Annotated in this window: 25 protein-coding genes; 6 read left to right on the top strand and 19 right to left on the bottom strand. The window is 62.2% G+C overall.

The annotated features are described in order from the left end of the window. The 9 genes from D460_RS0104215 to D460_RS0104175 all read right to left on the bottom strand — a co-directional run bounded on the left by D460_RS0104215 (position 1) and on the right by D460_RS0104175 (position 5,959). Complete coding sequence (locus D460_RS0104215) at positions 1-741, bottom strand: metallophosphoesterase family protein (RefSeq protein WP_018897259.1); 741 nt, start codon at positions 739-741, stop codon at positions 1-3. A gap of 3 nt (positions 742-744) precedes the next feature. Next, the gene (gene uraH, locus D460_RS0104210; protein ID WP_018897258.1) at positions 745-1,101 is read right to left on the bottom strand and encodes a hydroxyisourate hydrolase; all 357 of its coding nucleotides are present in this window, start codon (positions 1,099-1,101) and stop codon (positions 745-747) included. Continuing rightward, a complete protein-coding gene (locus D460_RS0104205) occupies positions 1,098-1,598 on the bottom strand; it encodes an ureidoglycolate lyase (RefSeq protein WP_018897257.1) in 501 nt (166 codons plus the stop codon). The genes uraH and D460_RS0104205 overlap by 4 nt, the downstream gene beginning before the upstream one ends. A 4-nt stretch (positions 1,599-1,602) precedes the next feature. After that, positions 1,603-1,965 carry a DUF86 domain-containing protein gene (locus D460_RS0104200; RefSeq protein ID WP_018897256.1) on the bottom strand — a complete coding sequence of 121 codons (363 nt, stop codon included), beginning with the start codon at positions 1,963-1,965 and terminating at the stop codon, positions 1,603-1,605. Beyond that, positions 1,962-2,255: a nucleotidyltransferase family protein gene (locus D460_RS0104195; RefSeq protein ID WP_018897255.1), complete on the bottom strand. Its 294-nt coding sequence runs from the start codon at positions 2,253-2,255 to the stop codon at positions 1,962-1,964. The genes D460_RS0104200 and D460_RS0104195 overlap by 4 nt, the downstream gene beginning before the upstream one ends. Before the next feature lie 60 nt (positions 2,256-2,315). Beyond that, positions 2,316-2,813, bottom strand: coding sequence for a 2-oxo-4-hydroxy-4-carboxy-5-ureidoimidazoline decarboxylase (uraD, locus tag D460_RS0104190; protein ID WP_018897254.1), 498 nt, complete (start codon positions 2,811-2,813; stop codon positions 2,316-2,318). Beyond that, positions 2,813-3,736 carry an allantoinase PuuE gene (gene puuE, locus D460_RS0104185; RefSeq protein WP_018897253.1) on the bottom strand — a complete coding sequence of 308 codons (924 nt, stop codon included), beginning with the start codon at positions 3,734-3,736 and terminating at the stop codon, positions 2,813-2,815. The genes uraD and puuE overlap by 1 nt, the downstream gene beginning before the upstream one ends. A 98-nt stretch (positions 3,737-3,834) precedes the next feature. Continuing rightward, a complete protein-coding gene (locus D460_RS0104180; protein ID WP_018897252.1) occupies positions 3,835-4,557 on the bottom strand; it encodes a DUF1045 domain-containing protein in 723 nt (240 codons plus the stop codon). Positions 4,558-4,780: 223 nt separating this feature from the next. Beyond that, positions 4,781-5,959 (bottom strand): FAD-binding oxidoreductase, encoded by a 1,179-nt coding sequence (locus tag D460_RS0104175; protein WP_026282776.1) that lies wholly within the window; start codon positions 5,957-5,959, stop codon positions 4,781-4,783. Here D460_RS0104175 and mnmD point away from each other — a divergent pair. Further along, positions 5,958-6,698: a tRNA (5-methylaminomethyl-2-thiouridine)(34)-methyltransferase MnmD gene (mnmD, locus tag D460_RS0104170; protein WP_018897250.1), complete on the top strand. Its 741-nt coding sequence runs from the start codon at positions 5,958-5,960 to the stop codon at positions 6,696-6,698. The genes D460_RS0104175 and mnmD overlap by 2 nt on opposite strands. 13 nt (positions 6,699-6,711) lie before the next feature. Here mnmD and D460_RS0104165 read toward each other — a convergent pair whose 3' ends face one another. Continuing rightward, a complete protein-coding gene (locus tag D460_RS0104165; RefSeq protein ID WP_018897249.1) occupies positions 6,712-9,930 on the bottom strand; it encodes a response regulator in 3,219 nt (1,072 codons plus the stop codon). Positions 9,931-10,208: 278 nt separating this feature from the next. Here D460_RS0104165 and D460_RS0104160 point away from each other — a divergent pair, with 278 nt between their 5' ends. Both D460_RS0104160 and D460_RS0104150 read left to right on the top strand, forming a co-directional pair. After that, entirely contained in the window at positions 10,209-10,580 is a 372-nt protein-coding gene (locus D460_RS0104160) for a hypothetical protein (protein ID WP_018897248.1), read from the top strand. 355 nt (positions 10,581-10,935) lie between these two features. Continuing rightward, a complete protein-coding gene (locus tag D460_RS0104150) occupies positions 10,936-12,645 on the top strand; it encodes a DEAD/DEAH box helicase (protein WP_018897246.1) in 1,710 nt (569 codons plus the stop codon). Positions 12,646-12,714: 69 nt separating this feature from the next. Here the strand turns inward: D460_RS0104150 and D460_RS0104145 are convergent, their stop codons facing one another. After that, complete coding sequence (locus D460_RS0104145; protein WP_018897245.1) at positions 12,715-13,614, bottom strand: DMT family transporter; 900 nt, start codon at positions 13,612-13,614, stop codon at positions 12,715-12,717. A 354-nt stretch (positions 13,615-13,968) separates the two neighbouring features. On the opposite strand from D460_RS0104145, the gene D460_RS0104140 reads away from it, so the two are divergent. Genes D460_RS0104140 through D460_RS0104130 form a run of 3 tightly spaced genes read left to right on the top strand, consistent with a single transcriptional unit; the run spans position 13,969 to position 17,161 of the window. Beyond that, positions 13,969-15,378 (top strand): circularly permuted type 2 ATP-grasp protein, encoded by a 1,410-nt coding sequence (locus tag D460_RS0104140; protein WP_018897244.1) that lies wholly within the window; start codon positions 13,969-13,971, stop codon positions 15,376-15,378. A 4-nt stretch (positions 15,379-15,382) separates the two neighbouring features. Then, entirely contained in the window at positions 15,383-16,324 is a 942-nt protein-coding gene (locus tag D460_RS0104135; protein WP_018897243.1) for an alpha-E domain-containing protein, read from the top strand. 12 nt (positions 16,325-16,336) lie between these two features. Further along, positions 16,337-17,161 carry a transglutaminase family protein gene (locus D460_RS0104130; RefSeq protein ID WP_018897242.1) on the top strand — a complete coding sequence of 275 codons (825 nt, stop codon included), beginning with the start codon at positions 16,337-16,339 and terminating at the stop codon, positions 17,159-17,161. A 35-nt stretch (positions 17,162-17,196) separates the two neighbouring features. On the opposite strand, the gene D460_RS0104125 is transcribed toward D460_RS0104130, so the two are convergent. From D460_RS0104125 to mmsA, 8 genes are all read right to left on the bottom strand, one after another. Continuing rightward, entirely contained in the window at positions 17,197-17,412 is a 216-nt protein-coding gene (locus D460_RS0104125) for a hypothetical protein (protein WP_018897241.1), read from the bottom strand. A 115-nt stretch (positions 17,413-17,527) separates the two neighbouring features. Beyond that, positions 17,528-18,001 carry a VOC family protein gene (locus D460_RS0104120; RefSeq protein ID WP_018897240.1) on the bottom strand — a complete coding sequence of 158 codons (474 nt, stop codon included), beginning with the start codon at positions 17,999-18,001 and terminating at the stop codon, positions 17,528-17,530. Between the two features lie 101 nt (positions 18,002-18,102). Continuing rightward, positions 18,103-18,357 (bottom strand): hypothetical protein, encoded by a 255-nt coding sequence (locus D460_RS0104115; RefSeq protein ID WP_018897239.1) that lies wholly within the window; start codon positions 18,355-18,357, stop codon positions 18,103-18,105. Between the two features lie 146 nt (positions 18,358-18,503). Next, positions 18,504-20,243, bottom strand: coding sequence for an L-arabinonate dehydratase (araD, locus tag D460_RS0104110; RefSeq protein WP_018897238.1), 1,740 nt, complete (start codon positions 20,241-20,243; stop codon positions 18,504-18,506). A 63-nt stretch (positions 20,244-20,306) separates the two neighbouring features. Beyond that, entirely contained in the window at positions 20,307-21,740 is a 1,434-nt protein-coding gene (locus tag D460_RS0104105) for an aldehyde dehydrogenase family protein (protein WP_018897237.1), read from the bottom strand. Positions 21,741-21,823: 83 nt separating this feature from the next. Further along, complete coding sequence (gene araD1, locus D460_RS0104100) at positions 21,824-22,819, bottom strand: AraD1 family protein (RefSeq protein WP_026282774.1); 996 nt, start codon at positions 22,817-22,819, stop codon at positions 21,824-21,826. Positions 22,820-22,945: 126 nt separating this feature from the next. Continuing rightward, positions 22,946-24,154 (bottom strand): multiple monosaccharide ABC transporter permease, encoded by a 1,209-nt coding sequence (gene mmsB / locus D460_RS0104095; RefSeq protein WP_018897235.1) that lies wholly within the window; start codon positions 24,152-24,154, stop codon positions 22,946-22,948. Further along, positions 24,151-25,689 (bottom strand): multiple monosaccharide ABC transporter ATP-binding protein, encoded by a 1,539-nt coding sequence (gene mmsA / locus D460_RS0104090; RefSeq protein ID WP_018897234.1) that lies wholly within the window; start codon positions 25,687-25,689, stop codon positions 24,151-24,153. Before mmsA ends, mmsB begins: the two co-directional genes overlap by 4 nt. Positions 25,690-25,706 lie beyond the last annotated feature (17 nt).

The raw sequence follows: 25,706 nt of genomic DNA, 5'->3' as shown, positions 1-25,706 counted from the left end.
TCAGCGCACCCACCCCGTCGCCAGCGCACTCGCCCAGCTGTCGCGCCCGTTCTCACGCGCCAGCCGCGACATCGCCATGTGATCGTAGGCAACGGTCCGGAACTGCGACGCGAAGCCGGACGCGGTCTTTTCGATGATGCAGTAGGAGGCCAGCGGATGCCCCGCCTCGACCTTGTGCTCATAGGGCGTGTCGTCGCTATAGGCCGGGCAGCCGACGCTGCCGGGATTGACGATCAACCTGCCGTCACTGAGCCGCACCATGCGCGGCACATGGCTGTGGCCGCAGAGGATCAGCGGCTGCTCGACCCCCTCGGCCAACGCCTCGATCTCTTCAATAGGCTTCAGGAAGACATGACCGTCTGGCGAGACGGATTCCAGCCAGTAGATTTCGTCATGCCCAGGCGTTGCGTGGCAGAGATAGACCTCGTCGCGATAGACGGCGCTGTACGGCAAGCTCCGCAGCCAGGCGAGATGCGCGGCCGACAACTGTCCGAAGGCATGCTGCTCCCAGGAGGGCATGGCGTCGGCGGGGCTTTCGATCAGGTAGCGGTCGTGATTGCCGCGCACCGTCAGCGCATCGAGCGACATCAGCCTGTCCGCCGCCTTGCCCGCCTCGAGCGGGCCGCTGAGGCAATCACCGAGATTGACGATCTCGGAAATTCCAAGCGCCTTAATATCCGCCAGCACGGCTTCCAGCGCCAGATGGTTGCCATGCACATCGGCAATCGCGGCAAAACGCATCGCTCAGCTCCCGCGATAGGTCGAATAGCCATAGGGCGAGATCAGCAGCGGCACGTGATAATGCGCGCTCTCGTCGGCGATGCCGAAGCGGATCGGCACGAGATCGAGGAAGGCGGGATGCGGGAGTGCTGCACCAGTGCCGCGCAGATAATCGCCGGCATGAAACAGAAGCTCATAGGTCCCGGCCCTAAAACTCTCGCCAACAAGGATCGGCCCGCCATCGACGCGGCCATCGGCATTGGTGACGACGGTCTTCACATGCCGGCGAACCTCGGCCTCGATATGGAAGAGCTCGATCTTCAGCCCCTCGGCCGGCTTACCGGAGGCGGTGTCGAGGACATGAGTGGTCAATCCGGTCATGAAATGGGCTCGCTGATCACAAAGGGAGTGTCGAAAAAATGTTCTTCCAGATTGTTGCCCGGCCCGTCGCGATCGACAACCAGAAAATCGCTGACCGCGCCAAGCGACATCAAAGGGTGGTGCCAGACATTGCGCCCATAATTCACCCCTTGATCGCCGCGCGCCAAAAACACCTGCGGACGCCCCGGCTTGCCGCCCTCATCCTCCGACACCACGACCAGAAACGGTCGCCCCGAGATCGGCGAGAAGCTCTGGCTGCCAAACGGATGCCGCTCCATCATCCCGACCTCATAGGGGAAATCGCGCGGCTGCCCGCGAAACAGGTTGATGATCACGCGCGCGCCCTCGCCCACGACATCGGCGGAAGCGAGCGCATGAAACCGCTCTGTGGTGCCGTTGTTGATATACCGCATCGTCGCCAGATCGGCTTCGATGACCTCGCCGAAGGGCGCGAAGGCGGCTTTGGTCAGCGGCTGGATATCGAGGAAGTCTGTCACGTGGTCATTCGCCTTGTATGCGCCAGTGGCGTAGCATGTGGAGTGTATCGATCAGCTCGGGAATATTGTTCGTCGCCGTGTCCCAGACCGTCTCGAGGTCGATATTGAAATAGCCGTGCGCGATCCTGTTTCGCATTCCGCGCATCTTTGTCCAGGGCACTTCCGGATGCGCCGCGACGACCTCCGGAAACTCCTCGGACAATCGCGTGACGACCTCGCCGATCATCAGCAGATTCATGCCGACTGCACGCTGCTTTAGCACGTCTTCAAGAAACGCTTCCTTTGACGTTCCCTTCACGAAATCGCCGATCTCGTGGGCAACCTGTTCCATCTGATCGAGATAGGATCGCAGCCAATCCGAATTCATATCGGCTTGGCCTCGCTGAGAACGCGTGCGCGTACCCTCTCGGGAAAATCTCCGGGAACCATGAGATGGATATCCGTTCCCTGCATGATGTCCTTCAACTCTTCGAGCAATCCACCCAGATCGAACAATGACGTCCCCGGCAAGGTATCGACCAGAATATCAAGATCACTATCCGCCCGATCCTCACCCCGCGCCACCGAACCAAAGACACGCGGGTTCGCCGCGTTGAAGCGCTTGGTCGCCTCGCGGATCGCCTGCCTGTTTTGCTCCAGCACCTCGGATGGTCTCATCGTCTTTGCTCCTGTGCGACGACTATAAGCGGCGGATCGAAAAGAGAAAAGCGGTGTCGCTCAGCGCGTCGGCAAAAGCGCCTCAAGCCGCAACAGCGCGATGCGCTCCACCTGCGCCGTCGCCTTTTCGAATTCCGCATCGCGGCTGTTGTCGATGCGCTTTTCGAAGGCCGAGAGGATTGCCTGCTTGTCGAGACCCTTCACCGCGATGATGAAGGGAAAGCCGAATTTTTCGACATAGGCGCGGTTGAGTTCGGTGAAGCGCTGGTGCTCCTCGGGGCTCAGCCGGTCGAGCCCGGCGCCGGCCTGTTCCTTTTTGCTGTCCTCGGTGAGTTCGCCGGCGATCGCCAGGCGGCCGGCGAGATCTGGGTGGGCGCGAAGCACGCCGAGGCGCTCCTCCGGGCTCGCGGCGCGGAAGATCGCCACCAGCGCCGTGTGCACGCGGTCGACGTCGAGCGTCTCGCCGACGAAACCGTCGTCGAAGGCCCGCTCGGCGATGAAGGGCGAGTGTTCGAAGACGCCGCCGAAGCGGGAGATGAATTCGTCGCGCGCGATCATCAGATGGTCTCCGGCTTGTGGTGCTTGTGCCAGTGTTCGGCGATCTCGATGCGGCGCGGGATCCACACCTTCTCGTGGTCGAGCACATATTGCATGAAGCGCTTCAGCGCCGCCGCGCGGCCCGGGCGGCCGACAAGCCGGCAATGCAGGCCGATCGACATCATCTTCGGGCTGCCCGCCTCACCCTCTTCATAGAGCGTGTCGAAGGCATCCTTGAGATAGGTGAAGAACTGGTCGCCCGAATTGAAGCCCTGCGGCGTGGCAAAGCGCATGTCGTTGGTTTCGAGCGTATAGGGAATGATCAGGAACGGCTTGTCGTCGACACCCTTCACCCAGAAAGGCAGATCGTCGGCATAGCTGTCCGATGAATAAAGGAAGCCGCCCTCCTCCTGCACCAGCCGCAGCGTGTTGTCCGATGGCTTGCCTTGGTACATGCCGTAGGGCCGCTCGCCTGTTAGTTCGGTGTGCAGCCGCACGGCTTCGAGAATATGCTTGCGCTCCAGCTCTTCCTGGAAATCCTTGTATTCCAACCAGCGGTAGCCGTGGCTGGCGATTTCCCAGCCGGCTTCCTTCATCGCCGCCACCGCCTCGGGGTTGCGCGCCATGGCCTGCGTCACGCCGTAGACGGTCGCCTGCACCTTGAGCTCGGTGAACATCCGCCACAGCCGCCAGAAACCGGCCCGCGAGCCGTATTCGTAGATCGATTCCATGTTGAGATTGCGCTGGCCGGGCCAGGCGGCCGCGCCGACGATCTCCGACAGCAGGTTTTCCGAGGCCGTGTCACCATCGAGAATGCAGCTCTCGCCGCCCTCTTCGTAATTGATGACGAACTGCACGGCGATATTGGCGCCGCCAGGCCATTTCGGGTCGGGGGTGTTGCGGCCATAGCCGACGAGATTGCGCGGGTAAGTCTCGGATACCATGAAATCACCTTCCAGAAAGTCGGCGAACGGTAACACCTCAAGAGCGAATGTCGAGACGGAAACTGCGCAACAGAGTTTTGCCTTTATGGCACAATCGCTTAGGCTGGAACGGGAACCCGTTCGCGCCGCGCGCTGACCTTGCCCATCGGATGCAGCGAATGCACCCGGAACGGCCCGCCATTGCCCTCTTCGACCATCAGCGCCACGTTCGATATCTTCACAGGATCGATGAGCACCGGCTCGAAAACGCTGCGCAGCGAGCGCTCGATGCGCGACATGTCGATCAGGCTGACCGGACCGGTCAACGGCATATGGAAGCGGAATTCGTCCATCACATAGGGGCATCCCCAGCGATGCAGATTGGCGAACTGCGCCGCCGAAAGCCCATCCGGGTCGCTGCGTTCGATATCGGCATCGCTGAGCGGCGCCCGGAACTGGTCGAACTGCTGCACGATCGAGGAGGCCAGATACTGGACGTTGTCGCAGGGCAGCGACGGCACCAGGCTGAAGATGCTGCCGGTGCGCGCGACCTCGAGCCGCGGAATGGAAAACGGCGTGAGCGTGCCGCAGAAGCGCATCAGTTCCCGCAGGAGTTGCGGCTCCGACATGTCGGTCGCAAGCCGGAATGGTGCCTTCAGCGCGCCGTGAAAACCGTAGCGCCGCGGCACCGCCGTATGAAAGGCGACCTCGTGAATGCTCAGCCCGCGGATCGCCGTGGGCTCGACCATCTCGCCGGAAAACACGTTTCGGCCAAGCCAATTGGCAGCCGCATGCGACAGCGGGTCATTCGCGGCAGGCGTGAAACAGATGGCGTATCGCATGCAATTATCTCCGTCGGCACCAGGCGCGACTCGTCAGCGCGCCGCCGTTTTGCAAGCAGATAGGCGATTTGCATGACAGATTGACGAAGGATAGAGAGTGCTAATTCACGTTTAACGTGAATTGCAAAATATCTCGCGAAAGTGGCTGCTGATTTCAGGATTAGACAGCGAAAAACGGAAAAGCGTAAGCGAAACGAGAAAATTCAAGCGATCGCGAGGCACTTTAGCGTGAAGCGACGTGAATATGATTGATCAGGTGAAAGCTCTCGGGCACCGCAAATGGTATCGCGTTGCCAACAGCCATGTTCACCACCGCCTCGGCTAGCCGGTGCGCAAGGCCGAAGCTGACCTTGAAGCCACCGCTCAGCGCCAGCATTCTCTCATGTTCGGGATGCGGCCCGATCATCGGGTCGCGGTCGATCGCCTTGGGGCGCAGCCCCGCCCAGCGCTCGATAACGGGCGCGTCGTGCAGCAGAGGCACCAGCGCCCGCGCCTTTTCGACCAGAACATCCAGCTGCCCGTCGGTCGCAAAGGGTGCGTCGAAACGGTTCTCACTGGTGCTGCCGATCGCGACATGCCCGCCCTCATGCGCCACCACATAAAGCCCGTTGCGGAAGATGGTCGGGAGGCCAGGATCGATATCGGCCTTCAAAAGCGCCGACTGCCCCTTCACCGGCTGCCCGAGCGGCTGCGTCAGACCTGCCGTGTCGCGCGCCAGAAGCGGGAACGACTGATAGCCGGCAGCGATGATGCAACGTCCGAAGGCGATCGCTCCGGCATCGGTCTCGGCGATCCCACGCTCCGCGTCGATGCCGCGAACGGCTGAATTCTCGATGATGCGCACATGTCTGGCGCGGCGGAGAAAGGCTGCGAGCACACCCGTCAGCGATCGGGGCGCCACCCGGCCGGCCAGCGTGTCATGCACGATGCCGCCCTCCATACCGGAAGCGTCCGGCCAGCCGGATACGTTAGGCGTATCGATCACATTCCAATGGAAGCGTCGCTCACCGGCATGCCAGTGGCTGTCGGCATCGGCCGAATGTCCGAGCGCGATATCGCGCAGATGCGGCTTGGGCAGCGGGATCAGGCGGCCGGAGCGACGGTAGCCTGTTGAGAGGCCCGTCTCCGCCTCCAGCCGCGCCACCTCGGCCTCCAGCGCTACCAGCGCGTCGAACTGAAACTGCTTCTTCGGGTTCCATTTATCCGGCATGTGCGGCATCAGCGCGCCCAGCAACCCGCCGCTCGCCCCGCCTCCAAGTGCGCCGGCATCGATCAGCACCGCGTCGATCCCCATGCGCTCGGCGTGAACGGCCGCCCAAAGCCCCATGATGCCGCCGCCGACGATCAACAGATCAGTGGACGATTGACCCGAGGGCAAGGCCGGACTATCGGCTGTTGACATGACAGACATCGATCCCGATCAGATTAACTTGGCACAGGCTGAGATGGCGAACCGGCCGCTTGAATGGCGCGACGGCGATATGCCCTATTCGCCGGCCTTTGGCGACCATTTTTATTGCCAGACCGACGGCCGCCTCGAATGCGGCCATGTCTTCCTCGCCGGAAACGGCCTGCCCGAGCGATGGGCTAAGGCCCAGAACTTCCTGATCGGCGAGCTCGGCTTCGGCACCGGCCTGAATTTCGCCGAGACCTTCAGGAACTGGAAGCTGAAGCGCGCGGAAGGCCAGCATCTGCATTTCATGTCTTTCGAGCTCTACCCGATGCGGCGCGACGAGATCGACCGCGCGCTGTCGCACTGGCCGGAGATCGACGCCGAGCGCATCGCGCTCGCCGCCGCATGGCCGGATATGCCCGAGGGCACCGTGTCCTTGAAGCTCGACGAGCAGACCACGCTCAGCGTCGTCTGCGGCCGGGCGCTCGATGGCGTGGCAGCAGCCGAGGCGGGTTTCGATGCCTGGTATCTGGATGGCTTCGCGCCGTCGCGAAATGCCGACATGTGGTCGCAGGAACTGATGACGCTGGTCTGTGAAAAGACGGTCACGGGCGGCACCTTCGCGACCTACGCCGCCGCCGGTTTCGTCCGGCGCAATCTGGGCACCGCGGGCTTCTTGGTCGAGCGTCGTCCGGGTTTCGCCGGCAAGCGCGAAATGCTGTGCGGCGTCAAGCGCGCCGAGATTTAGGTCGATATCCGGATCAGCTCAGCGAAATCCCGCTCGCGCGGCCTTCCTTGCCGAGCCAGAGCGCGATCTTTTCTTCCAGCAGTTCCGGGCTGATCGGCTTGGCCATGTAGTCGTCCATGCCGGCGTCGAGGCAGAGATCGCGGTCGGCGTCGAGCGCGTGCGCGGTGACGCCGATGATCGGCACGCGGTGCCCCTGCCCGCGCTCGAGCTCGCGGATGCGCCGCGCCGCGTCGTGGCCGTTCATCACGGGCATCGACACGTCCATCATGATGATGCGCGGCGTATAGGCGTCCCAGGCCTCGACAGCCTCCTCGCCGTTCTTGACGACGAGGAAGTTGAGGCCCGTCGCCTGCAATATCTGTGTGAAGACGATCTGGTTCACCTCGTTGTCCTCGGCGACGAGCACATCGATGAAGGACGGCGGGGCTCTTTCGCTGAGCGGTTCCGGCAAGAGCTCGGGCTCGAGCGGCGGCGCCTCGATAACCGGGCGCAGCGTCGGCGCCAGCCTGATGCGGTTGGTGCGCACGACATCGACGATGGTGTTGCGCAAAACGTTGGCCCGCGCCGGCTTCATCAGATGCGCCTGGCCGTTCAGCGCCGCGAATTCTTTCTCGGTGCCCGAAATATCCATAGAGGTCAGAAAGACGATCGGCAGCTCGGCGAAGCGTTCGTCGGCGCGCAGCAGGCGGGCGATATCGGCGCCGTTCATGCCGGGGATCTGGTAATCGAGAACAAGCGCATCAATGGAAACGCCGAGCGCGAAGGCTTCCTCAAGAATGGCGAGCCCCTCGACGCCATCTTCGGCAGCCGCGCCATCGAAGCCCCATTGCGTGAGCTGCTCGGTGAGGATCTGGCGATTGACGGCGTTATCGTCGATGACAAGCACACGCGCGCCGCGCACATTGACCGGCAGCGGCCGGGGCTCCGCCCGCTTGGCGCCGACGGTAAACGGCAGGGTCACGGTGAAGACCGAGCCTTCGCCGACAGCGCTGTCGACCTCGATATAGCCGCCGAACAGATCGACGAGACCCGCCGTAATCGCCAATCCCAGCCCGGTGCCTTCGTGACGCCGCGTCGAGGAGGAATCGATCTGCGAGAACTTGCCGAAGATCTGGTCCAGCCTGTCCTTGGGCATGCCGATCCCGGTATCCTCGATGCGCAGCGTCGCCATGATCTCGTCGGCAGCACCCGCGACATAGCCGAGCTCGACCAACACATGGCCCCGCTCGGTGAACTTGACGGCGTTACCCACAAGATTGGTAACGATCTGGCGAAAACGCCCGGCATCGCCGATGATCGCTGCAGGCAGGCCCGGCATGACGCGCACCAGAAGCTCGATGCTCTTTTCCGCCGCCAGCGACGACAGGAGCGTCACCACGTCCTCGACGGCCTCGATCGGATCAAAGGTCACGCGCCTAAGCGTCATCTGACCGGAATCGATCTTCGAGAAGTCGAGAATGTCGTTGATGATGGTCATCAGCGCATTGCCGGACTTGGTGATGATATCGACGAAAGTCTTCTGGCGCGTGTCGAGATTGGTCTTCGACAGCAGTTCCGCCATGCCGAGAACGCCATTCATCGGCGTGCGGATTTCATGGCTCATATTGGCGAGGAATTCCGACTTCACCCGGTCGGCGACTTCGGCGCGTTCAAGCAGGCTTTCGAGATCGCCTTCGCGGATCTTCATCGCCGAGATGTCGGTAAAGAGCACGACCCAATGCCGGCGCGCGCTGACCATGACGTCCATCTGCACCCAGCGGCCATCCGGCACGCGAAACAGATGCGACGCCGGCTGGCCGTCGGCAAGCGCCTGGCCGATATCGTTGAGCAGGTGGTCGGAATCTTCCGAGAAATCACCGCGCTTGGCGCAGAAGGCCAGCATCTCGCGCCAGTTGCGCCCGACGGCGACGTGTTCGCAGGCAAGGTCCAGCATCCCGGCCAGCGCATCGTTGCTGAGCAGGATTTCGCCATCCTGCAGCACGAGCAGCCCTTGCGACATCGCATGCGTCGCATCGCCCATCAGCTCGCCGAGGTTTTCGAGTTCCTCGCGCGCGGCGTGGATTTCGCGCTCATGCCGGCGCACAGCGGAGACATCGGCATAGGTGAGCAGGATGCGGTCCGTCGAGATCTTGCGGCTGTCGACCAGAAGAAACTTTTCGCCCCAGTTGATCTCGGCCGCCGCCGGCTGGTCGGAACGGAACTGATCGGTGCGCCGCGCCAGTATCTCCTCGGCGGTCACACCCGGCGGATAGCGCCCCAGCGTGTGATTGTATTCGACGAGCTCGGCAAAGCTCTTGCCGTCGAAGAGGCCTTCGGGCAACTCCGAGATCGTATAGAAGGCGTGGTTGCCATAGCGGATCGTCAGATCGCTCTCGAGGATCAGAACGCCGACCGGCAGCGAATTCAGCACGCGCGCCATGTCGCGATGGAGAATTTCGGTATGCGCCTGCGCGGCGATGAGCGCGCTTTCGCGCTCCTTCAGCAGCGAGACATCCGAGAAGGAGCCGACCGTATAGTGCCGACCGTCGTCGCCATTGATCCGGTTGATCTGCGCGAGGATCGGATAGACCCCGCCCTTGGCGCCGGGAACCAGGCTCTCGATATCGCGCGCCTCGCCTTTGGCCAGCGCCTGCACGTGGCCGCGGCTCACCATGTCGCCGGCCGCCTTGCCGAACATCTCGCGCTCGGTCTTGCCCAGCGCCTCGGCCCGCGGCAGGCCCGTCAGCTGTTCGTAAGATGCGTTGGCATAGACCAGCCGGTGATCCTCGTCGCGCACGAAGGCGGCGACCGGAAGCGCCTCGATCACATCGCGCAGGAAATCGATATCCGTGCTGATTTCACCGAGCGCCCGTGTCGACGGCCATTTCGGCCGCGCCGCCTTGCGCGCTTCTTCGAACATACCGAGCACATAGATCCGTTCGTCCGACAGCGCGAAGCTCTCGATCCGTACGCGGTCATGGAGATCGCCTGTCGCGTCGAAGCAGAGCGCACTTTCCTCGCTGCCGAACACCAGAGCACGGCGCTCCTTGTCCTCGCGGTCCTGCTCATCGGGGCGATCGAACAGCTCGCGGCTGCGCCGGCCGATGAAATCGGAAAGCTCCTTGCCGAAGAAATCCGCATAGGCCTGGTTGACCGCGACATAGCGCAGTTCGCTGTTCTTGACATAGGCAGGGTTGTCCAGATCCGCGATCCGGCGGCATGCCAGTTCGAGAATGTCCCCGTTCGGTCCCAAAAACACCTGCTCCACCATGAAAACACTAGGTAAATTGCTACGTCATCGACCATAGCCGAGAGGCGTTTAACAACGAATTAACCATGACCCGGCCGGATAAAAATAACGCTGCAAATTGAGAAGAGTAGAAGAAGAGCATGCGTGGTTGCAGCGGCTGATGCTCCTGTCATCGCCAAGCAAAACCTCGAAAATCGTGATAAAATCGCAGGCATTTCTTAGGCCGCCACGATCTTCTGCTGCCGGCCCCAAGAACAACTCTTCCGCTATAGGAGGCGAACATGTCCGCACTTCATAAAAGCATGGCAACCGGCTCTATCCTGCTCACACTCACCGCGGCGACGCTGACTTCAGCCTCGCCGGCGATGGCGCATGAACATTACGCCTGGGGCGGCGCCGCGGCCGGCTTCGTCGGCGGCGTGCTGCTGTCGCAGGCGCTGCGCCCCTACCCTTACACATATGGCTATCCCGACGGCTACGGTTACCCCTATGCCTATGGCTATCGCTACGGATATCCCTATAGGGCATACCGGCCCTACCGCGCCTATCCGGTCTACCGCACGCATTATGCCCAGCCCTATCGCACCTGCCATCTCGAATGGCGGCGCAATGGATGGGGCGAGGCCTACCGCGTTCGCGTCTGCCCGTACTGACATTTCAGCCGATCGCCCGACAACGGCGCGCGTGACACCTCGTCCGCGCCGTGGCCCTGCTCGGCCTTTTGCGCCCCTCCCCTTGACTTTCCGGCCGAACTAGACCAAATGCAGGCCAGCTTTCACCTTCCGGCCGCCGCGTGAGCGTGCCCCTGCCAGCAAATAGGATGCAGGAAGAAGGACAAAAGCGCATTTCGAATGGACCGCATCCCAAGGGACGCGGCAGAAGCGCTGGAAAGCTTTTTCCAACAAGACAAGTTCCCACTTCACGCGGGGTTCTTGACGCCAGAGTAACACCGGACCGCAAACCCGCGTTCCGGCGGTATTGTTTTGGCGCCCCTGAAAAGGTTATGACTTGACCAATTTTGAATCGCTTGGTGTCTCCAAGCCGATCGTCGCCACACTGTTCCAGCTCGGCATCGAAACGCCGACCCCCATCCAGGAAAAGGCGATCCCGCTTCTTCTCGAAGGCCGCGACCTGATCGGCCTCGCCCAGACCGGCACCGGCAAGACGGCCGCCTTCGGCCTGCCGCTGATCGAAAAGCTGATCCCGGAAGAACGCCGCCCCGACAACCGTACCACCCGTACGCTGATCCTGGCGCCGACCCGCGAACTGGTGAACCAGATCGCCCAGAACCTGAAGAACTTCCTGCGCAAGTCGCATCTGCGCATCAACGTCGTCGTCGGCGGCGTGTCGATCAACAAGCAGCAGCTACAGCTTGAAAAAGGCACCGACATCCTGGTCGCCACCCCCGGCCGCCTGCTCGATCTCGTTGCCCGCCGCGCCATCGGCCTCACCGCCGTGCGCTACCTCGTGCTCGACGAAGCCGACCAGATGCTCGACCTCGGCTTCGTTCATGATCTCCGTAAGATCTCCAAGATGGTGCCGAAGCGTCGCCAGACGATGCTCTTCTCCGCCACCATGCCGAAGGCGATCGCCGATCTCGCCGCCGACTTCCTGACCGACCCGGTCAAGGTCGAAGTGACGCCTCCGGGCAAGGCTGCCGACAAGGTCGAGCAGTATGTTCACTTCGTCAACGGCAAGAACGACAAGACCGACCTTCTGAAGAAGTCGCTCTCCGAAAACCCCGATGGCCGCGCCATCGTCTTCCTGCGCACCAAGCACGGCGCCGAGAAGCTGATGAAGCACCTCGAGCACGTCGGCTACTCCGTCGCCTCGATCCACGGCAACAAGAGCCAGGGTCAGCGCGAGCGCGCGCTGAAGGCTTTCAAGGACGGCGACATCAAGACGCTGATCGCGACCGACGTCGCCGCCCGCGGCATCGACATCCCGGCCGTCAGCCACGTCTACAACTACGATCTGCCTGAAGTGCCCGACGCCTACGTTCACCGTATCGGCCGTACGGCCCGCGCCGGCCGCGATGGTATCGCGATCGCTTTCTGCGCTCCGGATGAAACCCGTCTGCTGCGCGATATCGAGCGCCTGATGAACATCTCGATCGCGGTTGCCTCTGGCGAAGCACCGGCCAACATGAACGCGGCGCCGAAGCGCGGCAATGGCAATGGCCACCGTGGCCAGGGCCAGGGTCGTGGTGGTGAAGGTCGCAATGGTGAAGGCAGGGGTGGCGAAGGCCGTGGCAACGCCCGCGCCGGTCGCCCCGAGCGCCGTCCGCGCCCGGAAGCTGGCGATGAAGTCCGCGCCAACGAGGAACGCCGTGAGCGTCGTCCCCGTCCGGAACGCCAGACGCAGCGCAACGAGGATTTCCGCGGCCAGCGTCGCGGCGAAGTCGCGCCGGTGACGGCAGGCCCTGACAACGATCTTGCCTCGACCTCGGATTTCCGTGGCGCAGGCCAGGCTCGCAAGCAGCAGCGCCCGCAGCACGGCAACCACGCACATGGCGACGCCAACCGTCACCAGCCCGGCGGCGGCGCCCGCAATGCGCCCCGCAACGGCCAGGGCCGCCCCCGCAAGCATGGCGAAGACCGTGGCGCACAGCAGAACGCCGGTGGCGAACGTGGTGAACGTCGCGAAGGCAACGGCGGCAACCGCCGCGGCGGCCCCTCGCGCGGCGGCAATGGCGGCCAGCGTCGCGAACGCGCGTAAGCTTTGAAAGCCTTTGAACAACGAACGGCGGGAGAGATCCCGCCGTTTTTTTGTGACTACTCGCTGGCCCTACTGCGCCTGCTCGCGCAGCGGCGCAGTTGCCTGCCGGTTGGTCAGATAGACGCCGGTGACGACCACGATGGTGCCGACAATGAGTGGCACGGTCAGCGGTTCTCCGAAGGCGATGAAGGCCTCGAGCGCCACGGTCGGCGGCATCAAATAGATCAGCGATGCCGCGCGCGACACCTGCCCGCGCCGGATCAGATAGAGAAGCAGCCCGACGCCGCCCATCGACAGGCCGAAGACCGACCAGACGAGGGCCGCGACCGCCGTTGCCGATCCGTCGAAATGCATGCGTTCAAAGCTCAGCATCAACGGCACGCTGACGATGAGCGCGCCGACATATTGCAGCGTCGCGATGGCAGGCAGATTGCCAGCTTGCAGATGCTTCTTCTGATAGAGCGTTCCATAGGTGACCGACGCCATTGCCAGGAGGTTGATGGCGAGCGGCACGAGGGCATGTGCGAGATTGGCGTTGGCGGGGTCGAAGAGCTTCGGCGAGATGGCGATCGCAATGCCGACGAAGCCGAGCGCGAGCCCGGCCTTTTGCGCCGGCTGCAGCCTTTCGCCGATCAGAAGCGGAGCCGCCATCGCCGTCAACAGCGGCTGCAGCGCCGCGATGATGCCGGAGATACCCGCCGGCACGCCATTGGCGATCGCCCACCACAGGCCGCCGAGATAAAAACCGTGCAGGAAGAGCCCCGAGTAGATCGCTCTCCACATCACCGCCTTGCCTGGCCATTGCACCCTGAGCACGAGACAGAGCGCCAGGAACGCGATCGCCGACAGCGCGAAGCGAATGGCGAGAAAGGTGAAGGGCTCGGAATGGATGGCCGCATATTTCGCCACCACCCAGCCGGTGGACCACAGGAGAACGAAGATGGCGGGTGCGAGGCGATCGAGCGACATGGGCGGCCTTGGAAAACGGAAATGGGCCGAGATAGCCGCTGCGGGTGCCGGCAGTCAAAGGCGAAGCGTTGATGCTTATTGTAAGTTTCATTGAAGCCGCAAAAAACGGCTCCGACATCCCGATCGCCCGAAAATGAATCGCGCCGCGCGTGGAAAATAATCACATGCTCATGTTTTAAGCGACGAGATACAATTGCTCTTTGTCGGCCCGGCGCTACCTTCCCGGAAATGCTCAGTTTTTCGGCTATTTTCGCCGATAGCTATGATTTTATGAATCTTCCGTTTGAACTGAGCATGGTTCTTGCATTGCTTTCTCCGTTGTACTCAAATGAAGAAAAAAGGGGAGCCACACCTTTGGCATTTGATGAAATGATCACCGGGGACGAAAGCCCTCGACAGCCATATGAAAAATACTTTGAGTGGTACAATAATCAGGATCGCGCTCATCTGATCGCCAAATCCCGCGATGCGGAAAACATCTTCCGCAAGACCGGCATCACCTTCGCCGTCTATGGCCACGCCGACAGTTCTGAAAAGCTCATCCCCTTCGACATCATCCCCCGCGTCATCTCCGGCCGCGAATGGCGTAAGCTGGCCCAGGGCATCGAGCAGCGCGTCATCGCGCTCAACGCCTTTCTCGACGACATCTATCACAAGCAGGAGATCATCCGCGCCGGACGCATTCCGCGCGAGCTGATCGAGAAGAACGATGCCTTCCTGCCCGAGATGATCGGCTTCCGCCCGCCAGGCGGTGTCTACACCCACATCGTCGGCACCGATATCGTGCGCACCGGCGAAGATCAGTTCTACGTTCTGGAAGACAATGCCCGCACGCCCTCGGGGGTCAGCTACATGCTGGAAAACCGCGAGACGATGATGCACATGTTCCCGGAGCTGTTCCACGAGAACAAGGTGCGCCCGGTCGAGGATTACCCCTATCTCCTGCGCCAGTCGCTCGCCTCGCTCGCCCCTCCCGGCTGCAAGGGCAAGCCGCGCGTCGCGGTGCTGACACCAGGCATCTACAACTCCGCCTACTACGAGCACTCCTTCCTCGCCGACACGATGGGCGTCGAGCTGGTCGAAGGCTCGGATCTGCGCGTCATCGACGGCAAGGTAAAGATGCGCACCACGCGTGGCTACGAGGCGATCGACGTGCTCTATCGCCGCGTCGACGACGACTTCCTCGATCCCTTGACCTTCCGCCCGGATTCCGCCCTCGGCATCCCCGGGATCATGGATGTCTACCGCTCCGGCAACATCACCATCGCCAATGCGCCGGGCACCGGCATCTGCGACGACAAGGCGATCTATTCCTATATGCCGGAGATCGTCGAGTTCTACACCGGCCGCAAGGCGCTTCTCGAAAACGTGCCGACCTGGCGCTGTTCGGAGGCGTCCAGCCTGAAATACGTGCTGGAGCACCTGGAAGAACTCGTCGTCAAGGAAGTGCACGGCTCCGGCGGCTACGGCATGCTGGTCGGTCCGACCGCGTCGAAGAAGGAACGCGCCGATTTCGCCGAGAAGCTGCGCGCCAAGCCGAGCAACTACATCGCCCAGCCGACGCTCTCGCTGTCGACCGTGCCTATCCTCGTCAACAAGGGGATCGCGCCGCGCCACGTCGACCTGCGCCCCTACGTGCTGGTCTCCGACAAGGTGCAGATCATTCCCGGCGGCCTCACCCGCGTGGCGCTGAAGCAGGGCTCGCTGGTGGTCAATTCCAGCCAGGGCGGCGGCACCAAAGACACCTGGGTATTGGAGGATTGATCTGATGCTCGGAAGAACCGCAAACGGCCTCTACTGGATGTTCCGTTACTTCGAGCGCGCCGAGAATATCGCGCGCTTGATCGATGCCGGCATCCGCATGTCGCTCACCAGAAGCAGCGGCAGCGACGACAACTGGGACGGCGTGCTGCAGAGCGCCGGCGTCCGCGAAGCCTATGACGAGGGCCATTCGAAGCTCACCGGCCCTGATGCCATCGACTACCTGCTGCGCGACCGCACCAACCTGTCGAGCGTCATGTCCTGCGTCGATTTCGGCCGCAACAACGCCCGCATGGTGCGCACGGCGCTCACCCGCGAGACCTGGGAAGCGACCAACGAGTTCTGGATCGAGCTCAAGGAGCTCCTGTCGAAGCGGCTGAAGCCGGCCGATCTGCCGCAGGCGATCGACGTCATCAAGCACCGCGCCGGCCTGATCCGCGGCGCGCTGCACGGCTCCATGCTGCGCAACGAGCTCTACAACTTCGCCCGCATCGGCACCTTCATCGAGCGCGCCGACAACACCAGCCGCATCCTCGACGTGAAATATTACGTGCTGCTGCCGGCCGTCTCCGCCGTCGGCACCTCGATCGACAACGTCCAGTGGGAATCGATCCTGCGCTCCGTCTCCGCCCACCGCTCCTACAGCTGGGCCTATGACGGCGAATACCGCGCCACCAACATCGCCGACTTCCTGATCCTCAACGGCCAGATGCCGCGGTCGCTCGCCTATTGCTACGAGAAGATCACCAGCGAACTCGGCCACCTCGCCACCGATTACGGCGAGCGGCTGAAGGCGCACGACACCGCCGACGCCATCCGCCAATCGCTGAAGAAGCAGGCGATCAAGGACATCATGGATCAGGGCCTGCACGAGTTCCTCGAGGACTTCGTCTCACGCAACAACCAGCTCGGAAAGGAAATTTCCGACGGTTACCGGTTCTACGCATAGGCGGGTCGCGACATGAAACTGAAGATTAGCCACGTCACCGAATACCGCTACGACGAACCCTCCGCCTTCTCGCTTCAGCGTCTGCGGCTGACGCCGCCATCAGGCCCCGGCCAAAAGGTGCTGAGCTGGTCGCTGCATGTCGAGGGCGCCAAGCCTGAAGTCGAGTATGACGACCAGTTCGGCAACCACGTCAACTTGGTGTCGCTGGAAGGCGAGCAGCAGGTGACGCGCATCGTCGCCGAGGGCGAGGTCGAAACCGAGGATCTGAACGGCGTCACCGGCCCGCACACCGGCTTCTGCCCGCTGTGGCTTTTCCTGCGCGACACGCCGCGCACCAAGCCCGGCAAGCTGGTAAAGGAGCTCATCAAGGGCGTCAGCGGCGACAACGAGCTTGGCCGCATGCATGCGCTGATGGGCGCCATCCACGAGACGGTGAACTACCAGCCCGGCACCAGCGACGTCGAGACCACGGCCGAGCAGGCGCTGGAAAAGAAGACAGGCGTCTGCCAGGACCACGCCCACATCTTCGTCGCGGCCGCCCACGCGCTTGGCGTTCCCGCGCGATACGTCTCCGGCTATCTGATGATGGAAGAGAAGATCGAGCAGGCGGCAACGCATGCCTGGGCAGAGGCCCATATTCCGGGTCTCGGCTGGGTCGGCTTCGATCCCGCCAACAAGATCTGCCCGGACGAGCGCTATGTCCGCATCGCCACCGGCCTTTGCTACAAGGATGCCGCGCCCGTCTCGGGCATGCGCATCGGCACGCCGGGCGAAAAGCTGCAGGTGATCGTCAAGGTCGCCGACCAGGGGCAATCTCAGAGTCAGTCCCAGAGCTGAAGAGCATCGGCGGCCGCAACCGTGCGGCTGCCAGATCAATCGAATTCCAGAACCTTGCCCGACTGGAACAGAATGACCGACGGCCCCTCTTCGCCAACCGCGACATTAGCCTCGCGGCACCAGACAACCACACCGGCATAATCATTGACCATCGTTTCGGCGACATAGACAGCGGTGTCCTCGCGCTTCATCCGGCGTGGCTCGAACGCGTGCACCAGAGCGCCGCTGCCGTCGATGTTGAACGCGCTCAATACAATCAATTTCCGCACTCCTGGCATGAACGTTCTCCCGTGGCGATAACGGCAGGACGGCCAATTTCGTTCCCGGTGACGAGTGGTGCGAAGAAGAAATGAGCGAAGTCCTGGACTAGCCCCGGCGGGCAGCCTCGATCGCCGCAACGTCGATCTTGCCCATGTCCATCATCGCATCGAAGGCGCGCTTGGCCTCGGCGCCGCCGGCGTTCATCGCCTCCGTCAGCACGCGCGGCGTGATCTGCCATGATACGCCCCATTTGTCCTTGCACCAACCGCAGGCGCTCTCCTCGCCGCCATTGCCGACGATCGCGTTCCAGTAGCGGTCGGTCTCTTCCTGATCCTCGGTGGAAATCTGGAATGAGAAGGCTTCGTTGTGCTTGAAGACGGGGCCGCCATTGAGGCCGATACAGGCAACGCCGGCGACGGTGAACTCGACGACGAGCACCTGCCCCTCCTTGCCCGAGGGGTAATCGCCCGGTGCACGCGTGATCTTCCCGACGGAGCTGTCAGGAAACGTCTTCGCGTAGAAGCGCGCGGCCTCCTCGGCATCCTTGTCGTACCATACGCAAATCGTGTTCTTTGCCATTACGCGCTCCTCCCGCGTTCGTTGCCTATGTCAGGACACATAAGGCAGCGATATCAGTTGACCAGCGCAATGGTCTCTTCGGAGCGGATCGTGAAGGCGGGTCAGAGGCTCTCGTATTTTTCAGCCGTGCGGCGGGTCGCCAGCGAGTAGAGCCAGTAGAAGGGTATGAAGCAGACGAGGACGGCGATCTCGAGCACCGAATGGCGCGTTTCGCGGACCTCTTCTACGGCAGCAGGCGCCTCCGCCCTCACCTCACGCTGCGCGTTCTCGAGCAGACGGTTCACCAGCTGGCGATTGTCTTCCGTCTCGGTCCCGTCGGCGTCGTGATGGGTGGTCTTCGGCGCGGGCTTGCGCATGTCTGGCCTCGTCGTCATTTGCAGTACGAGGTCAAGCTAACACGATTTTATTAAATCTTTAACTATAAGTTCCCAGCTTCCCGGATACGGAAAAGGCGGAGCTTTCGCCCCGCCTCCTCTTCAATTCATCCGGTCGAAACGACCGCTTAGTGGCTGTCCTTGCCAACCGCGCTGCCGCGACATCCCTTGAGGAAGTCGAGGTCGGCGCCGGTGTCGGCACCTTCGACATGCTGCTGGTGCAGGAACGCATAGCCCGAGGTCGGCAGCTCGTGCTGCGGCTTCCACTCGGCCAGGCGACGCGCCATCTCTTCATCGGAGATATCGACATGCAGGCGGCGGTTCGGCACGTCGAGCTCGATCATGTCGCCGTTCTTGATGACGGCGAGCGGGCCGCCGACGGCGGCTTCCGGCGAGGTGTGCAGAACGACGGTGCCATAGGCGGTGCCGGACATGCGGGCATCCGAGATGCGCACCATGTCGGTGATGCCCTTCTTCAGCACCTTGGGAGGCAGACCCATGTTGCCGACTTCGGCCATGCCCGGGTAGCCCTTCGGACCACAGTTCTTCATGACCATGACGCAGGTCTCGTCGATGTCGAGATTGTCGTCGTTGATCTTGGCCTTGTAGTCGTCGATATCCTCGAACACCACGGCGCGGCCGCGATGCGTGAGCAGATGCGGCGAAGCAGCGGACGGCTTCAGGACGGCGCCCTTCGGCGCCATGTTGCCGCGCAGGACGACGATGCCGCCCGACTGCGTCAGCGCCTTTTCGGCCGGCAGGATGACGTCTTCGTTCCAGTTGACGACGTCCTTGACCTCTTCCCACATGGTTTCGCCCGAAACGGTCAGCGCATCCTTGTGCAGCAGGCCGGCTTCGCCGAGACGCTTGATGACGACAGGCAGGCCGCCAGCATAGAAGAACTCTTCCATGAGGTACTTGCCCGATGGCATCAGGTTGACGATCGTCGGCACGTCGCGGCCGCAACGGTCCCAATCGTCGAGCGTCAGGTCGATGCCAACGCGGCCGGCCATGGCCAGCAGGTGGATGACCGCATTGGTCGAACCGCCGATCGCCGCATTGGTGCGGATCGCGTTTTCGAAGGCCTGCTTGGTCATGATGTCTGACGGCTTCAGGTCGTCCTTGACCATCTGCACGATGCGGCGGCCGGTAAGCTGCGCCATCACCTTGCGGCGGCTATCAACGCCCGGGATCGCGGCATTGCCCGAAAGCGCCATGCCGAGCGCTTCAGCCATCGACGCCATCGTCGACGCGGTGCCCATGGTGTTGCAGGTGCCGGACGAACGGCTCATCGACGCTTCGGCTTCGAGGAACTCGGCCTGCGTCATCTCGCCGGCCTTCACCATTTCGGAGAACTTCCAGAGATGCGTGCCGGAGCCGACGCGCTCGCCGCGGAAGTAGCCGTTCAGCATCGGGCCGCCGGTGACGACGATCGACGGCAGGTCGACGGAGGCAGCCGCCATCAAAAGCGACGGCGTGGTCTTGTCGCAGCCGACCATCAGCACGCAGCCGTCCATCGGCTGGCCGCGAATGGTTTCCTCGATCGAGAGCGCCGCGAGGTTGCGGTACATCATCGCGGTCGGGCGGAAGGTGTTTTCGGATGCCGAGAAGACGGGAACTTCCATCGGGAAGCCGCCAGCCTCCCAGATACCGGCCTTCACCTTCTCCGCCAGCTCGCGCAGATGGCCGTTGCACGGCGTCATGTCCGACCAGGTGTTGAGAATGCCGATGACAGGGCGTCCGTCGAACAGGTCGTGCGGGTAACCCTGGTTCTTCATCCAGCCGCGATGATAGATGACGTCACGGCTGGTACCGCCGTACCATTCCTGCGACCTGAGCTTGCGCGGCCATTCCGCTTTTTTAAACATTGTCTTCTGCCTTTTGAGGGATGCCGAGCCGTCCTCGCGACGGCCCGTATCGCTATTTTGACGTCAGGCCAGCGTGTAGCTGGTCTTGACGGATGTGTAGAATTCGGCGGCGTACTTGCCCTGCTCGCGCGGGCCGTAGGAAGAGCCCTTGCGGCCGCCGAACGGAACGTGGAAATCGACACCCGCCGTCGGCAGGTTGACCATCACCATGCCGGCCTCGGCGTTGCGCTTGAAGTGCGTCGCATGCTTGAGGCTGGTCGTCGCGATGCCAGAGGACAGGCCGAACGGCGTGTCGTTGGCCGTCGCCAGCGCCTCTTCGTAATCCTTCACACGGATGACGGAGACGACGGGTCCGAAGATCTCCTCGCGGGAGATGCGCATCTGGTTGGTGGCTTCGGTAAACAGCGTCGGCTGCAGATAGAAGCCGGGCGTGTCGCGCTTCAGAACCTCGCCGCCGAAGGCAAGCTTGGCGCCTTCCTTTTTGCCGATCTCGATATAGTCGGTGTCGGTCTTCAGCTGCTTCTCATCGACCACGGGGCCGATATGCGTACCTGACTTCATCGCGTTGTCGACGATAAGCGTTTCGAGCTTGGCCGTAAGCGCTGCCACGAACTTGTCGTGGATACCTTCGGTGACGATCAGGCGCGAGGACGCGGTGCAACGCTGGCCGGTCGAGAAGAAGCCGGAATTGGCGGCAGCTTCGACGGCGACATTGAGGTCGGCGTCGTCGAGAACGACCATGGGGTTCTTGCCGCCCATTTCGAGCTGGAATTTGCGGTTATGCTCGAGCGATGCCGCGGCGACGCGCTTGCCCGTGCCGGTGGAGCCGGTGAAGGTGATGCCGGCGACATCCGGGCTGTCGAGCATGGCCTGGCCAACGACCGAGCCCTTGCCCATGACGAGGTTCAGAACACCCTTCGGCAGGCCGGCGCGGTGGAGGATATCGACGATCGCCCAGGAGCAGGCCGGAACCAGCTCGGCCGGCTTGAACACGATGGTGTTGCCGTAGCAGAGCGCAGGCGCGATCTTCCAGGCCGGAATGGCGATCGGGAAGTTCCAGGGCGTGATGATGCCGATGACGCCGAGCGGGTCGCGGGTGATCTCGACGCCGATGTTCGGGCGCACAGACGGAATGGTTTCACCGGCAAGGCGCAGCACTTCGCCTGCGAAAAATTCGAAGATCTGGCTGGCGCGAATGGTCTCGCCGATCGCCTCGGGAAGGGTCTTGCCCTCTTCGCGGGCAAGCAACGCGCCAAGCTCGTCCTTGCGGGCCATGATCTCGTCGCCAGCCTTCTTCAGGATGACGTGGCGCTCCCAGATGCCGGAGCGCGACCAGGACGGGAATGCGGCCTTGGCAGCGGCAATCGCGTTCTTGGTGTCTTCTGCCGAACCATCGGCATAGAGGCCGACGACTTCGTTCGTATCCGACGGGTTGATGTTCTTGGTTGCGTCCGAGCCGATCCACTCGCCGGCGATCAGGTTCTGATAAATGGTCATGGGCCCTGCAAGCCTCCTTTACCGCTTATGAAAGAATGACCCGACAGCCAATGCGCCGGGCCCTAGAAACCAGAGCTGAGAAATCAGAGCTGCTTGACGACGATCTCTTCTTCGGCGTCGATCTTCAGCGGATTGCGCAGCGGCAGGCCGAAGTCTGCGACCTCGATCTCGAACACGTCGCCCTCTTCCGTCTTGATGCCTTCGGCAAACGACAGCGTCGCCGTGCCGAACATGTGGACGTGGACGTCGCCGGGCACACGGAACAGGCCGTACTTGAAGTGGTGGTACTCAAGGTTGGCAAAGGTGTGCGACATGTTCGCTTCGCCCGACAGGAAGGGCTTCTCGAAGATCACCTTATCGCCGCGCTTGATGCGCGAGGTGCCGCGGATATCCTCAGGCGCCGCACCGATGCGGATCTCGGGGCCGAAGCTTGCCGGACGCAGCTTGGAGTGCGCGAGGTAGAGATAGTTCTGGCGCTCGGTGACGTGGTCGGAAAACTCGTTGGAGAGCGCGAAGCCGATGCGGAACGGCGTGCCGTCTTCAGCGATCACGTAGATGCCGGCCATCTCCGGCTCTTCGCCGCCATCGAGCGCGAAGGATGGGGAGACGAGTGCGGCGCCAGGAGCGGCCGCACCATAGCCGTTGCCCTTGTAGAACCACTCGGGCTGAACGCCCTTTTCGCCGGCCTTCGGCTTGCCGTTCTCGAGGCCCATCTTGAACATCTTCATCGAGTCCGTCAGCGTTTCTTCCGCGGCCTCGGAGGTCTTCTTGTGCATGCTGTCACGCGTCGCGGCGGAGCCCAGATGCGTCAGGCCCGTGCCCGTCAGATGCAGGTGCGCGGCATCAGGATGCGTCATCGGGGCCAGGAAACGACCCTCGGCATAAGCCTTTTCGAGATCGACGGTGTCACCCAGGCCATGCGCCTCGATCACCGATGCGAGCGACTTGCCGCCGTTTGCGGCTTCCATGGCGAGCGCATAGACGCTGCCGGCATTGTTGACGGCTTTCGCGGTACCGCCCGGCTCGCGCACGGCGACGACGATCTCTCCGTTCGAACCCTTGATCTGCGAAATAAGCACGGTCTTCATCCTTTTTTCCATTGCGCGGAATGTGCTCCGCCATTCCGGCTCCCGAGGGAGCCGGATTACAAGTTCATGTCACTGCGAATTCAAGTCACTGCAAATAGGTGGGCAGCGCCGAAGCGCTTAGCCCTTGTTCTTGTTGTAGACGTCGAAGAAGACGGCTGCGAGCAGCACGAGACCCTTGACCATCTGCTGGAAGTCGATGCCGAGACCGACGATCGACATGCCGTTGTTCATGACGCCCATGATGAACGCGCCGATGACGGCACCGGTGATCTTGCCAACGCCGCCGGATGCCGAAGCACCGCCGATGAAGCAGGCCGCGATGACGTCAAGCTCGAAGCCGACGCCGGCCTTCGGCGTCGCCGAGTTCAGGCGAAGCGCCACGATCATGCCGGCGAGACCGGCGAGAACGCCCATGTTGACGAAGGTGAAGAAGCTCAGGCGCTCGGTGTTGATACCAGAGAGCTTGGTGGCCTTTTCATTGCCGCCCATGGCGTAGATGCGGCGACCGATGGTCGTGCGGCGCGTGACGAAAGCATAGGCCGCGATCAGCACCAGCATGACGACAAGCACATTCGGCAGGCCGCGATAGGTCGACAGCAGGTAGCCGAGCGCCACGATCGCCAGCGAAACGATGACGTTCTGCGCGATGAAGAAGCCCATCGGCTCGACGTCGATGCCGTGGCTTTCGTTCACCTTGCGGCGGCGCCAGGCGAGATAGAACAGGATGACCGGCAGGATGACGCTGAGCACAAGCGAGGTGATCTGCGTCGGTACGCCGAAGATGTCGACCATGTCGCCGGGCAGGAAGCCGGTGGAGATGATCTGGAATTCCTTCGGGAACGGACCGATGTTCTTGCCGCCGAGAACCGTGAGCGTCAGGCCGCGGAACACCAGCATGCCGGCGAGCGTCACGATGAAGGACGGAATACGGTGATAAGCGATGAAATAGCCCTGCGCCGCGCCGATGACGCCGCCGATCGCCAGACAAAGCAAGGCCGCGAGCCAGAAGTTCATGCCCCAGGAGACGGTAAAGATCGCCGCCAGCGCGCCGACGAAGGCGACGATGGAGCCGACCGAAAGGTCGATATGGCCGGCCACGATGACCAGCAGCATGCCGAGCGCCATGATGACGATGAACGAGTTCTGGAGAACGAGGTTGGTCAGGTTGACCGGCCTGAACAGGATGCCGCCGGTGTAGAACTGGAAGAACACCATGATCGCGACGAGCGCGATGAGCATGCCGTATTCACGAATGTTGCCGCGGATGTAATCGACGACGGAAACGACGTTGCTTTCCTCGTGGCTGGTCGGGTTGACAGGAGTCATTGTTTCTTCTCCCCAGAGCGCATAATGGCGCGCATGATGGTTTCTTGGCTCGCTTCGCCCTTCGGCAGTTCAGCGACGATGCGACCTTCGTTCATCACATAGATGCGGTCGCAGTTGCCAAGCAGTTCCGGCATTTCCGACGAGATCATCAGAACGCCTTTTCCATCGGCAGCAAGCTGGTTGATGATAGTATAAATTTCGTATTTTGCACCCACGTCGATACCGCGGGTCGGCTCGTCGAGGATCAGCACGTCGGGATCGGAGAACAGCCACTTGGACAGAACCACCTTCTGCTGGTTCCCGCCCGAAAGGTTCACCGTCTCCTGGTAGATGCCCGACGAACGGATGCGCAGCTTCGACCGGTAGTCGGTCGCGACCCTGCTTTCCTTGATGCCGTCGATCACGGTGCTGTTCGAAATCCCCGCCAGATTGGCGAGCGACGTGTTGTGCATGATGTTGTCGGCGAGCACGAGACCGAGATGCTTGCGGTCTTCGGTCACATAGGCCAGACCGGCATCGATCGCCTTGCGAACGGTGCTGGTGTCGACCTGCTTGCCGTCGACATAGACTTCGCCGGTGATCTTGTGGCCGTACGCCTTGCCGAACACGCTCATCGCGAACTCGGTACGGCCGGCACCCATCAGGCCGGCGATGCCGACCACCTCGCCCTTGCGGACGTTGATGTTGATGTCGTGCAGAACCTGGCGGTCGCGATGCTGCTGGTGAAACGCATTCCAGTTCTTCACTTCGAAGATGGTTTCGCCGATCGGCACCGAGCGTGGCGGATAGCGGTCTTCGAGATCGCGACCCACCATGTTTCTGATGATGGTGTCCTCGCTGATCTCTTCCTTGTGACAGTCCATCGTCTTGACGGTCATGCCGTCGCGCAGAACGGTGATCTGGTCGGCGACCTTGCGGATCTCGTTGAGCTTGTGCGAGATGATGATCGACGTGATGCCCTGCTTGCGGAACTCCATCAGGAGGTTCAGCAGCGCATCGGAATCGCTTTCGTTGAGCGACGCGGTCGGTTCATCGAGAATGAGCAGCTTGACGCTCTTGGACAGAGCCTTGGCGATTTCGACGAGCTGCTGCTTGCCGACGCCGATGTCGGTCACGAGCGTGTTCGGAGATTCGCGCAGGCCCACCTTGGCGAGCAGCTGCTTGGTGCGGTTGAAGGTGGTTTCCCAGCTGATGACGCCGCTCTTCGCATTCTCGTTGCCGAGGAAGATGTTTTCCCCGATCGAGAGCAGCGGTACGAGCGCCAGTTCCTGGTGAATGATGACGATGCCGATTTCTTCGGAGTCCTTCAGGACTTTGAAATTGCGGACGTCGCCGTCGTAGAAGATCTCCCCATCATAGGTGCCCGAGGGATAGACACCGGAAAGAACCTTCATCAGGGTCGACTTGCCGGCCCCGTTTTCCCCCACAACTGCGTGTATCTCACCCTGGCGAACCTTGAGGTTCACATTCTCGAGCGCTTTTACGCCCGGGAACGTCTTGGTGATGTTCCGCATTTCGAGGAGTGTATTTTCCATGATCAAAATTCCAGCGC

The organism is Rhizobium sp. 2MFCol3.1, assembly GCF_000377565.1.
Taxonomy (GTDB): Bacteria; Pseudomonadota; Alphaproteobacteria; order Rhizobiales; family Rhizobiaceae; genus Rhizobium.
Note: the sequence above shows the minus strand (reverse complement) of the source record. Positions and strands in the feature narration are given on the sequence as shown.

What these genes read in the sequence shown, in the direction of transcription:
- D460_RS0104215 (WP_018897259.1), bottom strand. Translation starts at nt 741, where the DNA reads ATGCGTTTTGCCGCGATTGCCGATGTGCATGGCAACCATCTGGCGCTG.
- uraH (WP_018897258.1), bottom strand. Translation starts at nt 1,101, where the DNA reads ATGACCGGATTGACCACTCATGTCCTCGACACCGCCTCCGGTAAGCCG.
- D460_RS0104200 (WP_018897256.1), bottom strand. Translation starts at nt 1,965, where the DNA reads ATGAATTCGGATTGGCTGCGATCCTATCTCGATCAGATGGAACAGGTT.
- D460_RS0104195 (WP_018897255.1), bottom strand. Translation starts at nt 2,255, where the DNA reads ATGAGACCATCCGAGGTGCTGGAGCAAAACAGGCAGGCGATCCGCGAG.
- uraD (WP_018897254.1), bottom strand. Translation starts at nt 2,813, where the DNA reads ATGATCGCGCGCGACGAATTCATCTCCCGCTTCGGCGGCGTCTTCGAA.
- puuE (WP_018897253.1), bottom strand. Translation starts at nt 3,736, where the DNA reads ATGGTATCCGAGACTTACCCGCGCAATCTCGTCGGCTATGGCCGCAAC.
- D460_RS0104180 (WP_018897252.1), bottom strand. Translation starts at nt 4,557, where the DNA reads ATGCGATACGCCATCTGTTTCACGCCTGCCGCGAATGACCCGCTGTCG.
- mnmD (WP_018897250.1), top strand. Translation starts at nt 5,958, where the DNA reads ATGACAGACATCGATCCCGATCAGATTAACTTGGCACAGGCTGAGATG.
- D460_RS0104175 (WP_026282776.1), bottom strand. Translation starts at nt 5,959, where the DNA reads ATGTCAACAGCCGATAGTCCGGCCTTGCCCTCGGGTCAATCGTCCACT.
- D460_RS0104160 (WP_018897248.1), top strand. Translation starts at nt 10,209, where the DNA reads ATGTCCGCACTTCATAAAAGCATGGCAACCGGCTCTATCCTGCTCACA.
- D460_RS0104145 (WP_018897245.1), bottom strand. Translation starts at nt 13,614, where the DNA reads ATGTCGCTCGATCGCCTCGCACCCGCCATCTTCGTTCTCCTGTGGTCC.
- D460_RS0104135 (WP_018897243.1), top strand. Translation starts at nt 15,383, where the DNA reads ATGCTCGGAAGAACCGCAAACGGCCTCTACTGGATGTTCCGTTACTTC.
- D460_RS0104130 (WP_018897242.1), top strand. Translation starts at nt 16,337, where the DNA reads ATGAAACTGAAGATTAGCCACGTCACCGAATACCGCTACGACGAACCC.
- D460_RS0104120 (WP_018897240.1), bottom strand. Translation starts at nt 18,001, where the DNA reads ATGGCAAAGAACACGATTTGCGTATGGTACGACAAGGATGCCGAGGAG.
- D460_RS0104115 (WP_018897239.1), bottom strand. Translation starts at nt 18,357, where the DNA reads ATGCGCAAGCCCGCGCCGAAGACCACCCATCACGACGCCGACGGGACC.
- araD (WP_018897238.1), bottom strand. Translation starts at nt 20,243, where the DNA reads ATGTTTAAAAAAGCGGAATGGCCGCGCAAGCTCAGGTCGCAGGAATGG.
- D460_RS0104105 (WP_018897237.1), bottom strand. Translation starts at nt 21,740, where the DNA reads ATGACCATTTATCAGAACCTGATCGCCGGCGAGTGGATCGGCTCGGAC.
- mmsB (WP_018897235.1), bottom strand. Translation starts at nt 24,154, where the DNA reads ATGACTCCTGTCAACCCGACCAGCCACGAGGAAAGCAACGTCGTTTCC.
- mmsA (WP_018897234.1), bottom strand. Translation starts at nt 25,689, where the DNA reads ATGGAAAATACACTCCTCGAAATGCGGAACATCACCAAGACGTTCCCG.